14 protein-coding genes, 1 tRNA gene and 1 pseudogene are annotated in these 18,426 nt (G+C 69.0%); 8 read left to right on the top strand and 8 right to left on the bottom strand.

What is annotated here, in order from left to right:
• Positions 1-94: 94 nt before the first annotated feature.
• Complete coding sequence (locus AB0A97_RS08845) at positions 95-577, top strand: MSMEG_6728 family protein (RefSeq protein WP_361146529.1); 483 nt, start codon at positions 95-97, stop codon at positions 575-577.
• Positions 578-591: 14 nt separating this feature from the next.
• On the opposite strand, the gene AB0A97_RS08840 is transcribed toward AB0A97_RS08845, so the two are convergent.
• From AB0A97_RS08840 to AB0A97_RS08815, 6 genes are all read right to left on the bottom strand, one after another.
• Positions 592-1,734, bottom strand: a complete 1,143-nt coding sequence (locus tag AB0A97_RS08840; protein ID WP_361146526.1) for a GDSL-type esterase/lipase family protein — start codon at positions 1,732-1,734, stop codon at positions 592-594.
• Between the two features lie 225 nt (positions 1,735-1,959).
• The gene (locus AB0A97_RS08835; protein WP_361146523.1) at positions 1,960-3,585 is read right to left on the bottom strand and encodes an ABC transporter permease; all 1,626 of its coding nucleotides are present in this window, start codon (positions 3,583-3,585) and stop codon (positions 1,960-1,962) included.
• Positions 3,582-4,511, bottom strand: coding sequence for an ABC transporter ATP-binding protein (locus AB0A97_RS08830; protein ID WP_361147351.1), 930 nt, complete (start codon positions 4,509-4,511; stop codon positions 3,582-3,584). The genes AB0A97_RS08835 and AB0A97_RS08830 overlap by 4 nt, the downstream gene beginning before the upstream one ends.
• Before the next feature lie 8 nt (positions 4,512-4,519).
• Positions 4,520-5,059: a hypothetical protein gene (locus AB0A97_RS08825; RefSeq protein ID WP_361146520.1), complete on the bottom strand. Its 540-nt coding sequence runs from the start codon at positions 5,057-5,059 to the stop codon at positions 4,520-4,522.
• A gap of 112 nt (positions 5,060-5,171) precedes the next feature.
• Positions 5,172-6,359, bottom strand: a complete 1,188-nt coding sequence (locus AB0A97_RS08820) for an ATP-binding protein (RefSeq protein WP_361146517.1) — start codon at positions 6,357-6,359, stop codon at positions 5,172-5,174.
• 50 nt (positions 6,360-6,409) lie between these two features.
• Positions 6,410-7,072, bottom strand: a complete 663-nt coding sequence (locus AB0A97_RS08815; protein WP_361146514.1) for a response regulator transcription factor — start codon at positions 7,070-7,072, stop codon at positions 6,410-6,412.
• Positions 7,073-8,763: 1,691 nt separating this feature from the next.
• Between AB0A97_RS08815 and AB0A97_RS08810 the strand changes: the two genes are divergently transcribed.
• Positions 8,764-10,704 carry a hypothetical protein gene (locus AB0A97_RS08810; RefSeq protein WP_361146511.1) on the top strand — a complete coding sequence of 647 codons (1,941 nt, stop codon included), beginning with the start codon at positions 8,764-8,766 and terminating at the stop codon, positions 10,702-10,704.
• Between the two features lie 97 nt (positions 10,705-10,801).
• Positions 10,802-10,999: pseudogene (locus tag AB0A97_RS08805) on the top strand (IS5/IS1182 family transposase); the annotation flags it as partial.
• 70 nt (positions 11,000-11,069) lie between these two features.
• On the opposite strand, the gene AB0A97_RS08800 reads toward AB0A97_RS08805, so the two are convergent.
• Entirely contained in the window at positions 11,070-11,840 is a 771-nt protein-coding gene (locus AB0A97_RS08800) for an HNH endonuclease signature motif containing protein (RefSeq protein WP_361146509.1), read from the bottom strand.
• Positions 11,841-12,046: 206 nt separating this feature from the next.
• A tRNA-Arg gene (locus tag AB0A97_RS08795) sits at positions 12,047-12,118 on the bottom strand.
• 191 nt (positions 12,119-12,309) lie between these two features.
• On the opposite strand from AB0A97_RS08795, the gene AB0A97_RS08790 reads away from it, so the two are divergent.
• From AB0A97_RS08790 to thrC, 5 genes are all read left to right on the top strand, one after another.
• Entirely contained in the window at positions 12,310-12,813 is a 504-nt protein-coding gene (locus AB0A97_RS08790; protein WP_361146506.1) for a response regulator, read from the top strand.
• 96 nt (positions 12,814-12,909) lie between these two features.
• Positions 12,910-14,154 (top strand): ArgS-related anticodon-binding protein NrtL, encoded by a 1,245-nt coding sequence (gene nrtL, locus AB0A97_RS08785; RefSeq protein WP_361146504.1) that lies wholly within the window; start codon positions 12,910-12,912, stop codon positions 14,152-14,154.
• A gap of 127 nt (positions 14,155-14,281) precedes the next feature.
• Positions 14,282-15,673, top strand: coding sequence for a diaminopimelate decarboxylase (gene lysA / locus AB0A97_RS08780; protein WP_361146501.1), 1,392 nt, complete (start codon positions 14,282-14,284; stop codon positions 15,671-15,673).
• Between the two features lie 246 nt (positions 15,674-15,919).
• Complete coding sequence (locus AB0A97_RS08775; protein ID WP_361146498.1) at positions 15,920-17,248, top strand: homoserine dehydrogenase; 1,329 nt, start codon at positions 15,920-15,922, stop codon at positions 17,246-17,248.
• Between the two features lie 8 nt (positions 17,249-17,256).
• Positions 17,257-18,333, top strand: a complete 1,077-nt coding sequence (gene thrC, locus AB0A97_RS08770) for a threonine synthase (RefSeq protein WP_361146495.1) — start codon at positions 17,257-17,259, stop codon at positions 18,331-18,333.
• The last annotated feature ends 93 nt before the right edge of the window (positions 18,334-18,426 follow it).

The raw sequence follows: 18,426 nt of genomic DNA, 5'->3' as shown, positions 1-18,426 counted from the left end.
CGCCCGGCCGCTGGGCCGTCGCTGGGCCCGGCCGCTGGGCCAGACGAAGCAACCGCCCCTGCACGGTCCCCGTGCAGGGGCTACACCTGTCCCCATGCAGACCTTCCTCCCGTACCCCGACTTCGCGGCCTCCGCCGCCGTCCTCGACGCGCGCCGACTCGGCAAGCAGCGGGTGGAAACCCTCCAGGTCCTGCGCGGACTCACCGTCCCCGGCTACGGCTGGCGGCACCACCCGGCCGTCCGCATGTGGGCCGGCTACGAGGAGGCCCTGGTCCGGTACGGCCTCGAAATGTGCCGCGAATGGACCGCCACCGGCCGCCAGGACACCTGCGCCACGACCCTCACCCAGGACTTCACCGCCCACCACCCCCGCGTCCCCGTCCGCACCTACACCGAACTCTCCGAAGCCGGCGACCTCCCGAACTGGCTGGGCGACCCGGCCTTCCACCGCAGCCACCGGTCCGCCCTGGTCACCAAGGCCCCCGAGCACTACCGCACCCTCTTCCCCGACGTCCCGGAAGGCCTGCCGTACGTGTGGCCGTCGTCCGACCGGGGGACGGGGCAGAAGGAGACCTGACCCGGCCGCCGCAGTCACAGCAGACCGAGGGCGACCGCCGAGGCGACCGCGAAGTATCCGGTGTCATTGGGGTGCAGCCCGTCCTCCGACACATAGGACGGACTCGGACGGTCCGGCCGAGCGGGGTCCGCCAGGAGCCGGTCCGCGTCGAGCACCGAGTCGTACGCGCCGGAGTCCCGGATCCAGTCGTTGAGCTGACGGCGGAGACGGTCACCGGCGCTGTCCGCAAAGGGGAAGACGGCACCCCTGACGGGCACCACGGTCATCCCCACGGCCTTGACGCCCCGGTCGTGGGCGAGCTTGACGAGCGCCCGGTGACCGTCGGTCAGCTGCCGGAGCGTGGGCCGGGGGCCGTCGGCCGCACAGGGGCTGCCGGGCATCGCGACGGCCAGGTCGTTGGCGCCCAGGTGGACGAGGGCGGTCCGCACCCCCGGCCGTTGCTCCAGTTCCCGCTCGAAACGGACGGCGGCCCGCTCCCCGAAGCAGGGGGAGGCAGCCAGCAGCCGGCCACCGGCGAGTCCGGCGTTGACCACGCCGGACGGACGGCGGGCACCGGCCAGCCGCTCCGCGAGCTTGTCGGAGAAGCGGCCCTCGGCACCGGGGCTCGCCCCCACACCGTCGACCAGGGAGTCGCCGAAGACCAGTACGGCGTTACGGGACCGGGCAGACCTTACCCGCACATCGACGGCGCTGAGGTAGTACCAGGACCTGACGGACTCGGTGTACGCGCCGCTGCCCACGTCGGCGAGCCGATCACCGTCCGCGCGGTAGGACGTGGCCGTGGTGAAGCGGTGGAAGGTGGCGGGTCCGGTCGGCCCGGCGAACCGCAGGGAGACCGCCAGCTTCTCCAGGTTCGCGACGGTCAGCGGCACCGGGTCGCTCACGGCGTCCTTGCCCGCCGGGACCGTGGTGGCGCGGGAGCCGCCGAAGGTCAGCGGTCGGGTACTGCCCGGCTTGGTCTTGGCACCGCCGTCGGACCGGGCCACGGCGGCCCCGGCGATCCTCAGCGGCCCGCTGCCGTACGCGTTCGACAGCCGGAAGCGCAGCGTGGTCCCGCCGGTGCTGACGCGTACCACCTGCCGTACGGTCTGGTCGTCGAAACCCTCCTCGGACCAGTTGGGTTCCTCGTCCAGGGTGTCGGGGACGGCCTGCTGCATCGAGGCTCCCCAGGTCGCCGTCCAGTGTGGGGCCGCCTGGGCTGCGTGGCCGGGGGATGCGGAGCGGGGGGTGGGGGAGGGAGCGGTGGAGCAGCCTCCGGTGGCGACGAGCACCGCCGCCGTGAGGAGGCCGGCGATCGGCCCCCTGATGAACGTTCGGCACTTGGGCCGCATGATTCTCCTCTCGGCGCGTGCAGCGCATCTCACTGGGGCCGGCACCGGGCATCAGCCCCGGCTGAGCCGCCGCGCCGCCCCGGTATTGAGCCGCCGCATCGCCCCCGTCAGGAAGACCACCGCGACCAGCACCGCCGACGCCGTCAGCACCACCGCCGGGGGCAGCCCTGCCGGCTGCCCTTCGATCCGGATGGCGCCCATGAAGTCGAAGACCGGCAGACCGTTGGCGACCGTGTACCAGAGCGGCAGGTAGACCGCCTGGAAGAGACGGTGCGTACGGCTGAGGGTGCCCAGGGCCAGCGCCAGCGACGGGACGAACAGCGCGCCGGCGGCCCAGCAGGTGACCCCCGTGACGTCACCTTCGACGACCAGCCGGACCAGCGGGCCCAGGCCCACCGCCGCGGTGAGCGTGGCGCCCGCCGCCCACTCCGCGACCACCCTGCGGTACGCCGACGGGTAGGCGCCGAGGATGCCCGCGACACCGTGCTCGTAACGCTGGGTGCCCAGCCGCGACCAGACCAGGACCGGCCAGAGCCAGGACACCGGCAGCATCAGCCGCGTCGCGCCCGGCATCGGCGAGCAGACGCCGAGAAACACCCAGAACCCGGCACCCCACCACCACCATTTCGACACGCCTTGGAGCAGGATGCGCAGCTCACCGCCCCACAGACGCAGCAGGACGCGGCCGGGCCGCGGGGGAGTCCTCAGCACGGCGGCGGAAATCCGCCGGTCACCGGCCGGGCGCGGCATCCCGTCCACGAACACAGCCGGGCCCCCGCCCGCCGCCTGATCCCGCTCTTGCGGGCGCTCGGCCGAGTGCTTGGCGCGAGCCGGGTCGAAGCGGTGGAACCACAGCGCGGGCAGCAGCGCGACGGCCACCGCGATGCCGACGAACGCCAACCGGGCCAGGACATAACCGGCATCCGGCGTGAAGCCGTGCCAGTCGAACACCCGCAGCGGCTCGTCCAGGTACGTCAGACCCAGACTGAACGCGCCGTCCACCTCGGCCCGTTGCGCCAGCATGTCCTCGTACATCGACACGGCGACACCGTTCACACCGATACCGCCCAACGGCAGGCCGGGCCCCTGCCCCCCGACGGCCAGCACCACCCACATGCAGAACCACACGATGTTGCCCAGCCCGCCGCGCAGCAGCGGCAGCGCCTCGAAGAACAGCGCGAAGGCGGCGGCCAACGCCACCAGCGGCACCGCGAGCAACAGAAACGGCCGCCAGAGCGCGACCAGGTCCACACTCCTGTCCTCGCCGCGCACGAGCTGCATCACCAGCGCGGTCAGCGCGAGCACGCCCACCATGGAGGCGAGCACCAGGAGATTGCTCAGGAACTTCCCCGCCAGGTAGGCCCAGGTCCGCACCGGGGTCGCGGCGAGCAACTGTCCCACCCCGGTACGACGGTCGCGCCCGATGGAGTCCCGGACGACGTAGAAGCCGCCGAGCGAAATCCACAGCCCGCAAGCCAGTGCGGTCGCCGTACCGACGTACGCGCTGTTGTAGACGCCGCGGTAGTCACCGAGCTGCATGACGACCCACCTGGCGCCCGAGTCCGGCACCGCCACGTATCCCAGGGCCACGGCGGCGGCCAGCGTCACCCCGTAGGCGGGCCGCCGTACCCGGTCCTTGAAGTCGGCCACCGCCAGACCGGAGAGCACACGCGTCATCGGCTCACACCGCCCGCGCCCACGGCGCGCCCCGGCCGGATGCGGTCGGAACCCCCGTACCCGACCGCTCCGTTGACGACGTGGAGATACGCGTCCTCCAGATCGGGGGCGAGTTGCACGGCGCCCTCATACGGTCGGCCCGGTGACAGCAGACGCACCTTCACGCCCTGCCCGGTACGCACCATCCGGCTGACCACGAACCGCGCCTGCACCTGGGGGACGGCGGCGGGGTCGACCAGTGCCTCCCACACCAGCCCGTCCACCTCGCCCAGCAGCGCCTCCGGCGTGCCGCGGCGCAGCAACCGCCCGGCCGCCACCACCGCGATGTCGGACGCCACCGACTCCACGTCGGAAACGATGTGGGTGGAGAACAGCACCACCTTGTCCGACGCGAGATCGCTGAGCAGATTGCGGAACCGCACCCGCTCCTCCGGATCCAGCCCGGCCGTCGGCTCGTCCACGACGATGACCTGCGGATCGCCGAGCAGCACCTGTGCGATCCCCACCCGGCGCAGCATCCCGCCGGAGTACGTGCCCAGCGGCCGCTTGACCGCCGCGGTCAGATTGACCAGATCCAACAGCTCGTCGATACGAGCCTTGGCCGACTTGGCCGACACCCCCTTGGCGGCAGCCAGGTACATCAGGAACTCGCGCGAGGTGAGATGCGGGTAGACACCAAAATCCTGTGGCAGATATCCGAGCACCCTGCGCAGCCCGTCCGGCCTGGCCACCACGTCGTCCCCGTGAAAGAAGACCCTGCCGCTGGTGGGACGGGTGACGGTGGCGGCGATCCGCATGAGTGAGGACTTACCGGCGCCATTCGGCCCCAGCAGCCCCACCATGCCCGGCCCCAAGTGCAGAGTCATGTCATCGACAGCGCGCTTGCCGCCCCTGTACACCTTGCTGATCCCGGAAAGCTGAAGCACGGTCATTTTCAGCTCCCGCCCCGCAGCCCGGTCTTCCGGCCGTCCCGCAGCACGGTGACGCCCTCGGGCACCTCGACCCGGAACTTGGCATCACAGATCGCGAGGCCACTGCACCCGGCATCGATGTCCAGCACGCCGCCCTTCAACTCCCACGACAGATGCTCACTGCCGGCCGCGGCGTCGAACCAGCGGGTGACCTTGACGTCCCTACGGTCCACCGCGACCAGATCGGTGGCGATCTCATGCGTTCTGACGTCGAGGCTCTTGCCCTGGAAAGGGAAAACCTTCGACTCAGGCGTCGCCTGCGAAGCATCCACCGAACACCCGGCCACCCCCACCCCCAACCCCACGACCACCGCCAGGACGGCCACCATCCGCCCACAGCTCGGCACAGCCACCGCCGGGGCACTGCTCGGCTTGGCCGCCGCCCGGCCACCGTTCCGCTTGACCGCCGCCCGGTCACCGCTCTGCTCAGGCACCACCCGGCCACTTCTTGGCTCAGCCGTCACCTGGCCACCGACCTGCGCAGCCACCACACCGTCGGCCATCTGCTCCGCCCCTCCGAAGAACCACGTTCCGCAACTGGAACGGAGTCTCCCGGCCGGTGCGCAGCCGGCACATCTGCCGAATGGCAGATATCCGTGGCCGGCCGTATCGCCGCTACCGCGCCTTCGCGGCCGGAAGCACGCAGCCGACCCGCCAGCCCTCGTCCCGCGGCCCGGCCCGGAACGATCCGCCCAGCGCGTCGACCCGCTCCGCCAGCCCGGCCAGCCCCGTGCCGCCGCCACTCCGGGTACCGCCTGGCACCCCACCCCCGTCATCGGCGACCGTCACCTCGACCGAGCCCTCGGCGGTACGGCGTACCTCCACCACGACCCGAGTGGCGTGCGGGGCATGCCGCCGGACATTGGTCAACGACTCCAGCACCACGCGGTACGCGGCGTCCTCAGCCTCCCGGGACAGCGTTCCGCCCAGCCCCTCCTCCTGCGACAACTGCGCGCCCGCGCGCGACATCGCCGAAAAACGGCCCACCAGCTCGCCCAGATCGGCCAACCCGTACACCCGGGTCGACGGCGCCTCCGCCCACCCCTTCCCGACCGCCCGCCCGGCCCCATCCACCTGACGCAGGGCCGACACCGTCTGGTCCATCGAATCCAGCGCCCGCAGTCCCGCCCCCTCAATACGCTCGAACAGCTCACGAGCCTCTGTCGGCGCACCCCCGTCCAACTGAGCCGCCTGAGCCTCCAACACCATGCCCGTCACCTCGTGCGCGACGAAGTCGTGCAGGTCCCGCGCGACTTCCAGCCGCTGCTCCCGCAGCGCCTGCGCCACCGCCCGCGCCCGCCGCCCGTCCAGCGATCTCAGGTAGAGCCCGACACCGGCCACACACGCAGCAGGGAAGAACCCCAGCAACACCGCGAAAACCGACTCCCGCCAACCTTGTTCCGGCACATGCAAAGTGATCCGCAACAACAGGCAGACCGTCGCGGCCCCCACCAGCCCGCCGCCCCACAGGACCCGGGGTACGGGCTCCCGCCGCACCACCCGGTACAGCAGAACCCACAAAGCCACCCCCTCAAAGGGAAGCCAGAACCCCACCGGCTTCGGATCGCCGACATACCCGAAGTCCAGCACCAGCGACAGAACGGCGGTGAAACCCGACGCCCGGACGAGGGAGACACGTCCCGTCGGCCGCCCCAGCATCGCGGCCGCCACGGCCACTGCCGCACAGAGCGCCAGGGGAAGCGCGCCGACCGAGGTGCCCAGCGCAGGAAACAACACCATCACCACAAGCACCGCACACCACACGCGGCGCTTACGCCCCGACGATCTCACGTCACCATCCATCCGCCCGAGGCTACGCACCCGACCCGCACCCCCCGGCGCAGCTGCGCCCATCACCTCTTGCCGCGACCCTCCACATACCCCAACTCCCAAGCCCGCACCGCCACCCCCACCCGATTACGCACCCCGAACTTCCGCTGAATGCTGGCCACATGCGTCTTGACCGTCCCGGCCGAAATGAACAGCTCCGCGGCAATATCAGCATTGGTCTTCCCCTCACCCACCAACGCGGCCACCTCGACCTCGCGTCCAGTCAACGGCGAACTCCCCTTCCTCCTCTTCGTGTCAGCCCCCTGAACATGCCGAAGCAACCGCACCGTCACCTCCGGACTGATCAAACTGTCCCCCGACACCGCCGCCCGCACCGCCTCCACCAACAACGCCGGCCCCGCCCGCTTGAGCAGAAACCCCGAAGCCCCGTAACGCAACGCCGGATACACATACTCGTCCAGATCAAACGTGGTCACCACAACCACCCTCGTCTGCCACCCCGACCCACCCCCGGCCAGCAGCCGCGTCACCTCCAACCCGTCCATCCGCGGCATCCGCACATCCACCAACACCACATCCGGCGCCAGCCCCCGCGCCAACTCCACAGCCTCAACCCCGTCCCCCGCCTCCCCGACCACCTCCATGTCCGCCTGGCTCTCCACAATCCGCCGCATCCCACGACGAACCATCTCCTGATCGTCGGCAATCAACACCCGTATGGTCATGGGCGGACATCCTGCCGCACGGGGCGGCACCCCCGTCCGGAGCCCCCGGCCGGGGCCCGAGCACCCGTGTTCGCCCAGCCTCCGAAGCGGGTTCTGCCGGGACCGGGACAGGCCCCCTTGCGGCGGCGCCGTGACAGCGGTCGTCATCGACGTCACCTACGCAGCGCCTGCAGCCGGGTCGGCGAAGGCGCCGCCGGACCACGCGGGGCGCTGCGGTGCCAACCACCGAACCCAGGCAACGAGCAGCGCGGCAGCGTGCCGGGCGATCGGCTCGGTGACCGGTTCACGACCAGGCGGGGAGCGTCCACTTCAGGGCTGGGCGGTTTATCCGGGGAACCATTCCCGTCAGTTCCGGGAGACCGCGCGGTTGGCGGCCCCGGGACGTCACGAGGGCCGCAAGCGGGCGGCGCCGCCCGTCCCCCGGCCGCAGACCGGCAAGCAGTGGACGGACAGTGATCAGGCCCATGACGAGCGTGGCCCGAAGGGGCGCCCGTCAGGGGGCACGCGTCCGGTGCCGCTGCCGCCGGAACCCATGACGGTGCTGAGCGCCCGTCAAGTGGGGTTCGCCTCGCCCACCCATCGAGGCTCGGTGGCTGATCGGGGGGCTGCGGCTGCGCTCGGGTGGCACAGGAAGTGCAACGCCGAGTAACCGTGTTCCTTTCGGCATGCACAAAAAGGCCCAGACCGGCGTTTCCGCTGGTCAGGGCCTTATTTTCCGGTGCCCCCGGCAGGATTCGAACCTGCGCACACGGCTCCGGAGAGCGTGATCCCGCAGTGTCGAAATACTGCTCTGACCTGCACGAATCCTTCGGGAAGATCGCACGCTCCCCCGATCCGCACGCCCCTCACACGATGGCCGTGCGGCGCCATGCCCAGTCCAAGCGGAGAACCCGTCGTCAGGACGTGTTCGATTGGTTTCTGTGCAGCGCCCCGGGAAACACTATGTGCCCCGCTCCCGCATCCGCGCGAAAGAGGTTGAGGCCCGGGGCATCGAGGTTGGCCAGTGTGGTCCATGCCTCCCAAGTGCACTGCCACAACTCTGGTAGGGACGCCGCGTGAACGGCGCCCCGTGACCGACTGGCCACATGATTCCTTGCACGCCACCCACCGCGGCTGTCTCTGCGCCGACTGTTGAGCGGCGGCGATGTGGCTACTTGAAGACGGTGCTCGAGGACCAAGCCGCAGACAACGGGCCCGAGTGCAGACGCGGTCAGACGTTCCGACGCGCTGATATGTGCCAGCAGCTCCGGCCACCGCAGCACGACGACGCTTTCCCAGAGTTCCGGAGGGACGGTGTTGGCGACGTGGTGACTCTCTCCGACAGGGAGATCACGAAGCCGCCGTTCCCCCTCTTGAGTTTGACCGACGTAGCACAGCCCGCCACTGGTGAAGACCCCGTACAGGACAGGCCCGGTCACTGGGGAGCGCCGGCCGTTCGCGCGCGTCAGCAAGTCACCCACCTGATGGGCGAAGGCAAACCGCCGGTCCTGCCACTGAGCGAGGCTCGGTGGATCCGAGACCAGGCGATGAAGGGAGGCGAGCCAGCTCGTGTATGCGTCCTCAAGATCAGTCACATCAGACAGTTTGAGGGTATGCCTGTCCAGGCCAACAGCCCGTTGCCGCCTACACCTTCAGTCTGACGTGACCACAAACCGATGGCTCGGAACGGCAAGCTTCGAGACCATGAAGCCATGTCTCTCCCGACAGAAGCCTTGGCGCGCATCCTGCAGGCAGCGAGAAACGAACTCGGTCAGCTGACTGAACCGCCGCGGGCCAGTGTTCCCGTGGCCCAGGACGACTGGGAGCAGTCCCTGTGGGATTCAGGGCTCTGTGAAGAGGAGTGGCTTCTCGGTGGCCCAATGGATGCGCTGGCGACCGCTGTTTCGGAGGGGAACGCTAAGGATATCAAGAAACGCGCGCTCGACTTTGTGCATGACGTAAAGTCGCGAGAAGAAAATCTGTGGTACTTGGCCGTGCTCAAATCTGGACTCTCGCAGGAAGTACTGCACTTGCGAGAGTGCTTGCATGATTTTGCGATCCAAGTTCTTGATGATGCTGCTTGTGGATTTCCTGATGGCCTGCGGCGTGTGGATGAGCTGCAGGCCAAGTTGGACTCGATCACAAGCGTCACGCCAAGTCTGCCGAGTGAAACGTGCGTTCAGATCTTTGGCGTTGCGCGCGATGAAATCTGTGATCAACGAGGGATATTTTTGCCGTCGCGCCTTCTGGCGAACTATCGGGAGCGTATTGGTGTGCTCTATGAGCGCCTATCTTCTGTGCTTTCCGAGCTGGCGAAGAAGCCACTGGAAGTCGAAAGTGCAGTCGATCTCGCGTGGGCCTATACACAGAGTGGAAGGCCCCTGTTGGTGCTGCGCTCGGCATTCTTTGCTTCGTGCATCGTAAGAAGCGGATTTTCGGCAGACCCGTTTTTCGCAGAGCCGATTAGGCGCCTGAGGGCGCGGACCGACCGAAGCGCGGCTAACCACCAGGGGATCGTTCAAGCCCAGCAGAACCTCAGGAATGCATCAACTGCTCAGCAGCGGGCCTTCTGCATGCTCGACATCTATCGCAGGGTGGTCGAGGGCCAGCTCCGACCTTGTGCATGGACGGTCCTTGAGCTGCGAGGGCGATCTGGAAGACTGCCCGAGATTGCATCATTGCGCGATCAGCTAGTTGCTGATGGGCATCCAGTCCTTCAGGATGCAGCACAGGCGATACTGCCGGCTGTCCGAAACGGAGCCGCTCACGAAGACTTCGAATGGGATGAAGACCGCGAGCTAATTTGTGTAGGCGAGGACACCGCTGCGGTTGAAGATCTTGCTGATGGAATCGAGCGGGCGTACGCATTCATGGTGGGGTTCGACTGTGCATTGATGGCGCTTCGAGCCGAGATGCCAGAACTTGCGCGCTTCCTTGACGAGAGCGATCCGCCGCAGGGAGTCCGTGCGCTGCGCGAGAGGAATGCTCTCAACGCTTTCGGTAGTAGCGGGCTCTCGGTCCACGATTGGTGCTATGAGCGCGGTCGCCTTGAAGTGGTGCTGGACCGCTGGGGGATGGACTCTTTTTATCCTGGTCTTCAGGCGGCAATGTGGACCTCCCGTTTTCTGGAGAATCTAAAAGAAGTCGCTGTAAGTATTCGCGGCTCCGAATCAGTTCCGGTCGTGGTAAGCCGCCCGGCGCTGGATGCTATGTTCCCTGTCTGGGACGAAGCGCGTACCCTCTTCCCGGTGTTGCCTGCCTTCGCCTTCATGCCAGCGGAGTACTCGGTGAGGGTCGCTGGGGGTCGTCATCATGAAGTTGCGTTTGGCGTGGTGCTCCGCATGGCGATTCGGAACACGCTAGTTATGTACTCCTCATTCGAAGAGAGCGGAAAATCCGACGTTCTGGTGCGCCGTCTTGAGCTGGTACTAGTTGCCATTCGGCAAACAAATGTCCTAAGTGGAGATGATCAATGCGTGCGAACGAATGATGTTGAATCGCTCATTTGTCGCCTGACGGAACAGCTTGCAAAGCCGAAGCGAGAAAGGGTTCCGTCAGTTGCTCTCTACCTGCTTCAGAAACTGGCGAACGTGCATGACCGCTTGCCAGATGTGTCGCCAATCCCTGGGCTCTCCGCCGACTCTGGCACTTAGACGGTGTCGGTACTTCAAGGCTCAGCGACTGCATGCGGACAAGGCGTTCGACGTGCCCCACCTGCGGAGATGGCTGTGGGGAAAGCACATCGGCGTGCGCATAGCCCGGAAGGGAATCGAGTCCAGCGAACGATTGGGACGCCGCCGGCGGGTCATCGAGCGCACCCTGTCCTGGCTGTCCGGCTACCGCCGCCTCAGCCCCCGCTTCGAGCGCAACCCCCGCAACTACCTGGCCTTCCTCGGCCTCGCCGCCGCCCTGTGCTGTTACAAACGACTCGTCCGCCTCACCACGTAGGACACGGTTCAAGCGGCACGGAAAGTCGGGCGTGGCCCAAACCTGGGGGCCCTGTGTGGCCACGATATAGCTAGAGAGAAGGTGGAAGTCGGCGAATCCGGCTTCCGTCCTTTCCGTCGGTAGCATGGTAATTCCGGAAATCTCCGCCTAGCGGGCGCGGTGGTGGCGAAGGGGAAGGCTCCTCCTGGAAGGGTAACTCATCGAAGCCCAGTCCGAGCGCGTCGGCGACAGCCAAGTGAAGCTCAAGAAAGGCCTCACGGATAATTCTCCTTGCTTCATCCCGTTCCTCTCTCGGCTGGAGGTAGTCTGGGCATTTCATATCAACTGTGCTGATTGCTCGGTCAACGAACCAATCGTAAATGAAGTCAGTGAGTAGTTCGATTGTGTCATCGCCGACGGACTGTAGATCTGCAACCGCTGCGTGCGTCAGTCCTGCTTCCCGCTCGCATTCACTTCGAGCCTGCTGAATGAAGTCGAGATCAGGGGCGGAAGCCACATGGGCGTGTGCCAGAATCGCAATAGATTCACCCCAGCGATCCAGAGCTGCTCGCAACACACGGTACGCGCCGAGAGTTCTTGCTCGTGCGCCTCCGGAACCTAGATGCGCCTTGTACTGAAGCATCGATAGCCGATCGATCTCCCCCCTGTCGAAGCGAGTGTGGCAATTAGGGCAGAGGGTGATCATGTTGTCGAAGTCATGCGCCCGAGTCTTGGCCCAGGGGGTGATGTGGGCGAGTTCGAGCGTGCTGGCACGACAGGTGGGGATAGCGCACCTGTGCCCGGCCTCGACCAGCAGGTCGCGGGCTAACTGGCGTGGCACTGCGGGGCGGTTGTCAGGCATGGCGGGATCGTAGATGGCAGCACTGACAACAGCTGGCGACGTAGGGGCGCGGGTAACCGCAGCGAGGAGCATGTGGCTCACACGCTCCTCACACGCGAACCGTGAGAGACAACGAGAGAGGGCGGGAGTCAGTGAGACTGACTCCCGCCCTCTTCTGTCGGCATCCGCCCTGGTCACATACCAACTTTGGCAGGTGGTCCGGCGAGTGCCCCCGGCAGGATTCGAACCTGCGCACACGGCTCCGGAGGCCGTTGCTCTATCCCCTGAGCTACGGGGGCGTGTCGGCCGCTGCTTGCGGCGACGGGTAGAACACTACCAGCTCCGACGGGGTGTTCATGAACGGGTTGAGGGAGGGTGGCGTATCGCATGGGGGAGTGGGGGTGGAGGTGGTCGGGGAAAGGTCCCTCGCACGGGGGCGGAAGTGGGGAAAACCCGGACGCAGCCGGAGGTGCGCACCTAGTCTCAAGGTGTGCCTGGCTTGTCCGGCCGGGTCCTTGTGGTCGACGACAACAAGGTCATCCGGCAGTTGATCAGGGTCAATCTCGAGCTGGAGGGCTTCGAGGTCGTGACCGCGGCTGATGGTGCCGAGTGCCTGGACATCGTGCATCGGGTCGCGCCGGATGTGGTGACGCTCGATGTGGTGATGCCCCGGCTCGACGGGTTGCAGACGGCGGCGCGGCTGCGCGCCGATCCGCGGACGCGGGGGATTCCGCTCGCCGTGGTCTCCGGGTGTACGCCGGCGGAGGTGGAGAGCGGGCAGGCGGCGGGGGTGGACGCGTTCCTGGCGAAGCCGTTCGAGCCCATGGACCTCGTGCGTACGGTGCGGCGGCTGATGAGTCGCGGAGGGGAGGAGCCGGGGGCCGAGGGGGCGGATGAGGCGGAGGGTGAGGTGGGCGGAGAGGTGGATGTCGAGGCCGAGACCGAGGCCGATGCCGGTGGGGATGCGGAGTCGGTGGTGCGGCCGGCCGGCTGAGGGGCCGGACGGTGACGGAGGGTGTGGGGCCGCCGGGGTGTCCGGTGGGTGAAACGTGGTGGCGGTGGGGGACCGTTTCTCCCATACGCTGGGGATGTGACCCCCGCTGACTTCTCCCGCGCCGTCCTGCGCGCCGTACGTGGCGCTGTGGCCGCCGGGGAACTCTCCGTGACGGTTCCGGAGCGGGTTGTCGTGCGTGCGCCCATGCCGGGGGAAGGCGGGGGCGGCGAGACCGATCTCGCGTGCAATATCGCGCTGAAGATCGCCAAGGACGCCGGGCGGCCACCGCGCGAGGTGGCGGAGGTGCTGCGGCGGCGGTTGGTGGGGGTGCCCGGGATCGCGGGAGTGGAGATCGCCGGGGCCGGATTCTTGAACGTGACGTTGACCGGGCCCGCCCGCGCCGCGCTCGTGTGGAGCGTGCGGGAGCGGGGAGAGATGGGGGAGCGGGGCGAGCGGGGGGAGTCGCCGGCACCGGGGGCCGGGGGTACGGCGGTGGCTTTGCGGGCTGCGAGGGGAGTGCGGGCCGCGGTGGTGGTCGAGGCGTTGGGGCGGATTCTGCTCGCGGGGGGCGTGGAGGGCCGGAGCGGGGCTGAGGTGGGGGAGCCGCGGGTCGAGGTGATTCGCCCCCGGCCGGTGGAGGTCTCTTTCGAGGGGGGCTCCTCGTACGCGGGGGTTGTGGGCACGGCTTCCGAGGAGGACTCCTCGTACGCGGGAGCTGTGAGCACAGCTTCCGAGGGGGGCTTCTCGTACGTGGGGATTGTGGGCACCGCGGAGGCTGCGGGGGTTCCGGAGGCGTCTGCTGCCGCTGACGCCTCCACTGCCGCCCCCCGGGAATGGCGCGCCCTGACCGCCCGCCTGGGCCCCGACGAAGCCCGCTGGGTGCTGTTGCGGGCCGCGCAGCACGATGTGGTGCGGCTTCCCGAAAAGCCGGTGCAGCGGGAGAGCAACGGGCGGTTCCGGGTGCAGTACGCGTATGCGCGTACGTGTGCGATGACGCGTAACGCCCGGGAGTTGGGCTTCGCGGCCGAGCCGGGGGACGTGGGGGGCGTCGCGGGCGGATGGGGTGTCCGGGAGGTCCGGGAAGTCTGGGCTGCGCTTGCCGAGTACCCCGGCGTCGTCGAGGCCGCCGCGCGGCACCGGGCGCCCGATCGGGTCGCGCGGCATCTGGAAGTGACCGCCGACGCCTGGCTGCGATGTCATGACGTGTGTCCGCCGCTGCCCGTCGGGGAGGAGAAACCCTCGGCCGTGCACCGTGCCCGGCTGGCCCTCGCCGAAGCCGTCGGAACGGTGCTCGCCAACGGCCTGCACCTGCTCGGCATCTCCACGCCCGAACGACTGTGACGAAGCGATCGGCCGAGACCGTCCACGACCGTCCCGGCCGTCCGCGACCGCCGAACGTCTGTGATCCATCCGGCGGCGCCGTACGCGCGGCGACGCCACACCCGTACCCGAGGGGAACCTCCACGCCATGAGCCGCTCCGCACACCCCGCAGGACCCCGTCACGGTGACGTGCTGCCCGAGGGGCACTACACCGCTCCGCCCACCGACCTCAACAGCCTCGACCCGCGGGTGTGGTCCCGTACGGTCGAGCGCTCCGCCGACGGGGTGGTCACCGTGGGCGGGGTGGACGTGACCGCGCTCGCCGAAGAGTTCGGGACGCCTGCCTACTTCCTGGACGAGGACGACTTCCGGGGCCGGTGCCGGGCCTGGAAGGAGGCCTTCGGGGAGGGGGCGGACGTCTTCTACGCCGGGAAGGCCTTCCTCTCGCGGGCCGTGGTGCGGTGGCTGGCGGAAGAAGGGATGAATCTCGACGTGTGCAGTGGCGGGGAGCTGGCCACGGCGCTCGCGGCGGGGATGCCGGCCGAGCGGATCGCGCTGCACGGGAACAACAAGAGCATCGGGGAGATCACCCGAGCCGTGGAGGCGGGGGTCGGGCGGATCGTGCTCGACTCCTTCCAGGAGATCGTGCGGGTGGCGCACGTCGCGGACCGGCTGGGCAAGCGGCAGCGGGTGCAGATCCGGGTGACGGTGGGCGTGGAGGCCCATACGCACGAGTTCATCGCCACCGCGCACGAGGACCAGAAGTTCGGGATCGCGCTGGCCGGCGGGCAGGCCGCGGAGGCCGTACGGCGGGTGCTGAAGCTGGACGGCCTGGAGCTGACCGGCATCCACTCGCACATCGGGTCGCAGATCTTCGACATGGCCGGTTTCGAGGTGTCGGCACGGCGCGTGGTGCAGCTGCTGACCGAGGTACGGGACGAGCACGGCGTCGAGCTGCCGGAGATCGACCTGGGAGGCGGGCTCGGCATCGCGTACACCTCGGACGACGACCCGCGCGAGCCGCACGAGATCGCGAAGGCGCTGGGCGACATCGTGACGCGGGAGTGCGCGGCGGCCGGGCTCGGCGTGCCGCGCCTGTCGGTGGAGCCGGGCCGCGCCATCGTCGGGCCGACCGCCTTTACCCTGTACGAGGTGGGCACGGTCAAGGAGCTGGACGGGCTGCGCACCTACGTCTCCGTCGACGGTGGCATGTCGGACAACATCCGTACGGCCCTGTACGACGCCGAGTACAGCGTGGCGCTGGCCTCGCGCGCCTCGGACGCGCCGCCGATGCTCTCGCGGGTGGTCGGCAAGCACTGCGAGAGCGGCGACATCGTCGTACGGGACGCGTTCCTGCCCGCCGACGTGGCCCCCGGCGACCTGCTCGCCGTGCCCGCGACCGGTGCGTACTGCCGGTCGATGGCGAGCAACTACAACCACGCGCTGCGTCCGCCGGTGGTCGCGGTGCGGGCGGGCGAAGGACGGGTCATCGTCCGGCGTGAGACGGAGGAGGACCTGCTGCGTCTCGACGTCGGGTGAGGACGGTACGGCGGGCAGGCCGCGGAGGACGTGCGGCGGGTAGCGGCGGGAGCTTCCCCCGCCCGCCCGGCGCCGACGGCCCCCGCCCGCCCCGCCCGCGAACCGCCCGCCGCCCGGTGGCGGACGTATCCGCCGGGTGACCGACAATGGTGGAACAGATGTCTCGGCATCCGGACCGGGGCCGGAATTCCCGGTCCGGTGCGTGAGACTGGTGCAGACCGAGCAGGGAAAGCGAAAGAGGTCGGAATGATGCGTACGCGTCCGCTGAAGGTGGCGCTGCTGGGCTGTGGAGTGGTCGGCTCAGAGGTGGCGCGCATCATGACGACGCACGCCGACGACCTCACGGCCCGCATCGGCGCGCCGGTCGAGCTGGCCGGTATCGCGGTGCGCCGCCCGGACCGGGTACGCGCGGGCATTCCCGCCGAGCTGATCACCACGGACGCGAAAGAGCTGGTCAAACGGGATGACATCGACGTGGTCGTCGAGGTCATCGGTGGCATCGAGCCCGCCCGTACGCTGATCACCACCGCGTTCGAGCACGGCGCCAGCGTGGTGTCGGCCAACAAGGCGCTGGTCGCGGCGGACGGTGCCGCGCTGCACGCCGCCGCCGAGGCCAACGGCGCGGACCTGTACTACGAGGCCGCCGTGGCCGGCGCGATCCCGCTGGTCCGGCCGCTGCGCGAGTCGCTGGCCGGCGACAAGGTCAACCGGGTGCTGGGCATCGTCAACGGGACGACGAACTTCATCCTGGACAAGATGGACAGCACGGGGGCGGGGTACTCCGAGGCGCTGGACGAGGCCACGGCGCTCGGGTACGCGGAGGCCGACCCGACGGCCGACGTCGAGGGCTTCGACGCGGCCGCCAAGGCCGCCATCCTGGCCGGTATCGCCTTCCACACCCGGGTGACCATCGACGACGTGCACCGCGAGGGGCTGACCGAGGTCACCGCCTCCGACATCGCCTCCGCCAAGCGGATGGGCTGCACGGTCAAGCTGCTCGCGATCTGCGAGCGGGCCGCCGACGGGGCTTCGGTCACCGCGCGCGTGCACCCGGCGATGATTCCGCTGACCCACCCGCTGGCCTCCGTGCGCGAGGCGTACAACGCGGTGTTCGTCGAGTCCGAGGCCGCCGGCCAGCTGATGTTCTACGGCCCCGGCGCGGGCGGCTCGCCGACCGCCTCCGCGGTCCTCGGCGACCTGGTGGCGGTCTGCCGCAACAAGCTGGCCGAGACCACCGGGCCGGGCGAGTCCGCGTACACGCAACTGCCGGTCGGCCCCATGGGTGACGTGGTCACCCGCTACCACATCAGCCTGGACGTGGCCGACAAGCCCGGTGTGCTCGCCCAGGTCGCCACGGTCTTCGCCGAGCACGGCGTGTCCATCGACACGGTCCGCCAGCAGAGCAAGGACGGGGGTGCCGCCCGCTCCGGAGAGACCGTCGACGGGGGAGAGGCGTCCCTCGTCGTCGTCACGCACCGGGCGGCCGACGCCGCCCTGTCGTCGACCGTCGGCGCGCTGCGCGACCTGGACACCGTCCGGGGCGTCGCCAGCATCATGCGGGTCGAAGGGGAGTAAAGGAACCCATGTCTGCCATTTCCACCGCGAGCCGTCAGTGGCGCGGAATCATCGAGGAGTACCGGGACCGGCTGCCGGTCGGCGAGTCCACCGAGGTCGTCACGCTCCGTGAGGGCGGCACGCCGCTGGTGCCCGCCCAGGTGCTCTCCGAGCGCACGGGCTGTGAGGTGCATCTCAAGGTAGAGGGCGCCAACCCCACCGGGTCCTTCAAGGACCGCGGCATGACGATGGCCATCACCCGGGCGAAGGAGGAAGGCGCGAAGGCCGTCATCTGCGCCTCCACCGGCAACACCTCCGCCTCGGCCGCCGCGTACGCCGTACGGGCCGGGATGGTGTGCGCCGTTCTCGTCCCGCAGGGCAAGATCGCGCTCGGCAAGATGGGCCAGGCGCTGGTGCACGGCGCCAAGATCCTCCAGGTCGACGGGAATTTCGACGACTGTCTGACGCTGGCCCGCGGCCTCTCCGAGCGGTACCCCGTCGCACTTGTGAACTCCGTCAACCCGGTACGGATCGAGGGCCAGAAGACCGCCGCCTTCGAGATCGTCGACATGCTGGGCGACGCGCCGGACCTCCATGTGCTGCCGGTCGGCAACGCGGGCAACATCACCGCGTACTGGAAGGGGTACCAGGAGTACGCCGCCGACGGTATCGCCGCGCGCACCCCGCGCATGTGGGGCTTCCAGGCGTCCGGCAGCGCGCCGATCGTACGTGGCGAAGTCGTCAAGGATCCGCACACGATCGCGACGGCCATCCGGATCGGCAACCCCGCCTCCTGGCAGTTCGCCGAGCGCGCCCGGGACGAGTCCGGCGGCGCCATCGACGAGGTGACCGACCGTCAGATCCTGGCCGCCTACCGGCTGCTGGCCTCCCAGGAGGGTGTCTTCGTTGAGCCCGCCTCGGCCGCCTCGGTGGCCGGTCTGCTCAAGGCGGCCGACGAGGGCAAGGTCGACCCGGGCCAGCGCATCGTCTGCACGGTCACCGGCAACGGCCTCAAGGACCCGGACTGGGCCGTCGCGGGCGCCCCGCAGCCGGTCACCGTCCCGGTCGACGCGGACGCCGCGGCCGAGCGCCTCGGTCTGGCGTAGTACGCCCCCGAAGGATGCGACGCACCCGGCCGCGGTTCCCCGCGGCCGGCTGCGCGCCCCGAACGTGCGACACCGCGCGAAAAGGGGTTACGG

Origin of the sequence: Streptomyces sp. NPDC045470 (assembly GCF_040646595.1) — a bacterium.
Lineage (GTDB): Bacteria > Actinomycetota > Actinomycetes > Streptomycetales > Streptomycetaceae > Streptomyces.
The sequence above is the reverse complement of the archived record's forward strand: the minus strand, read 5'-3'. Positions and strand labels throughout refer to the sequence as shown.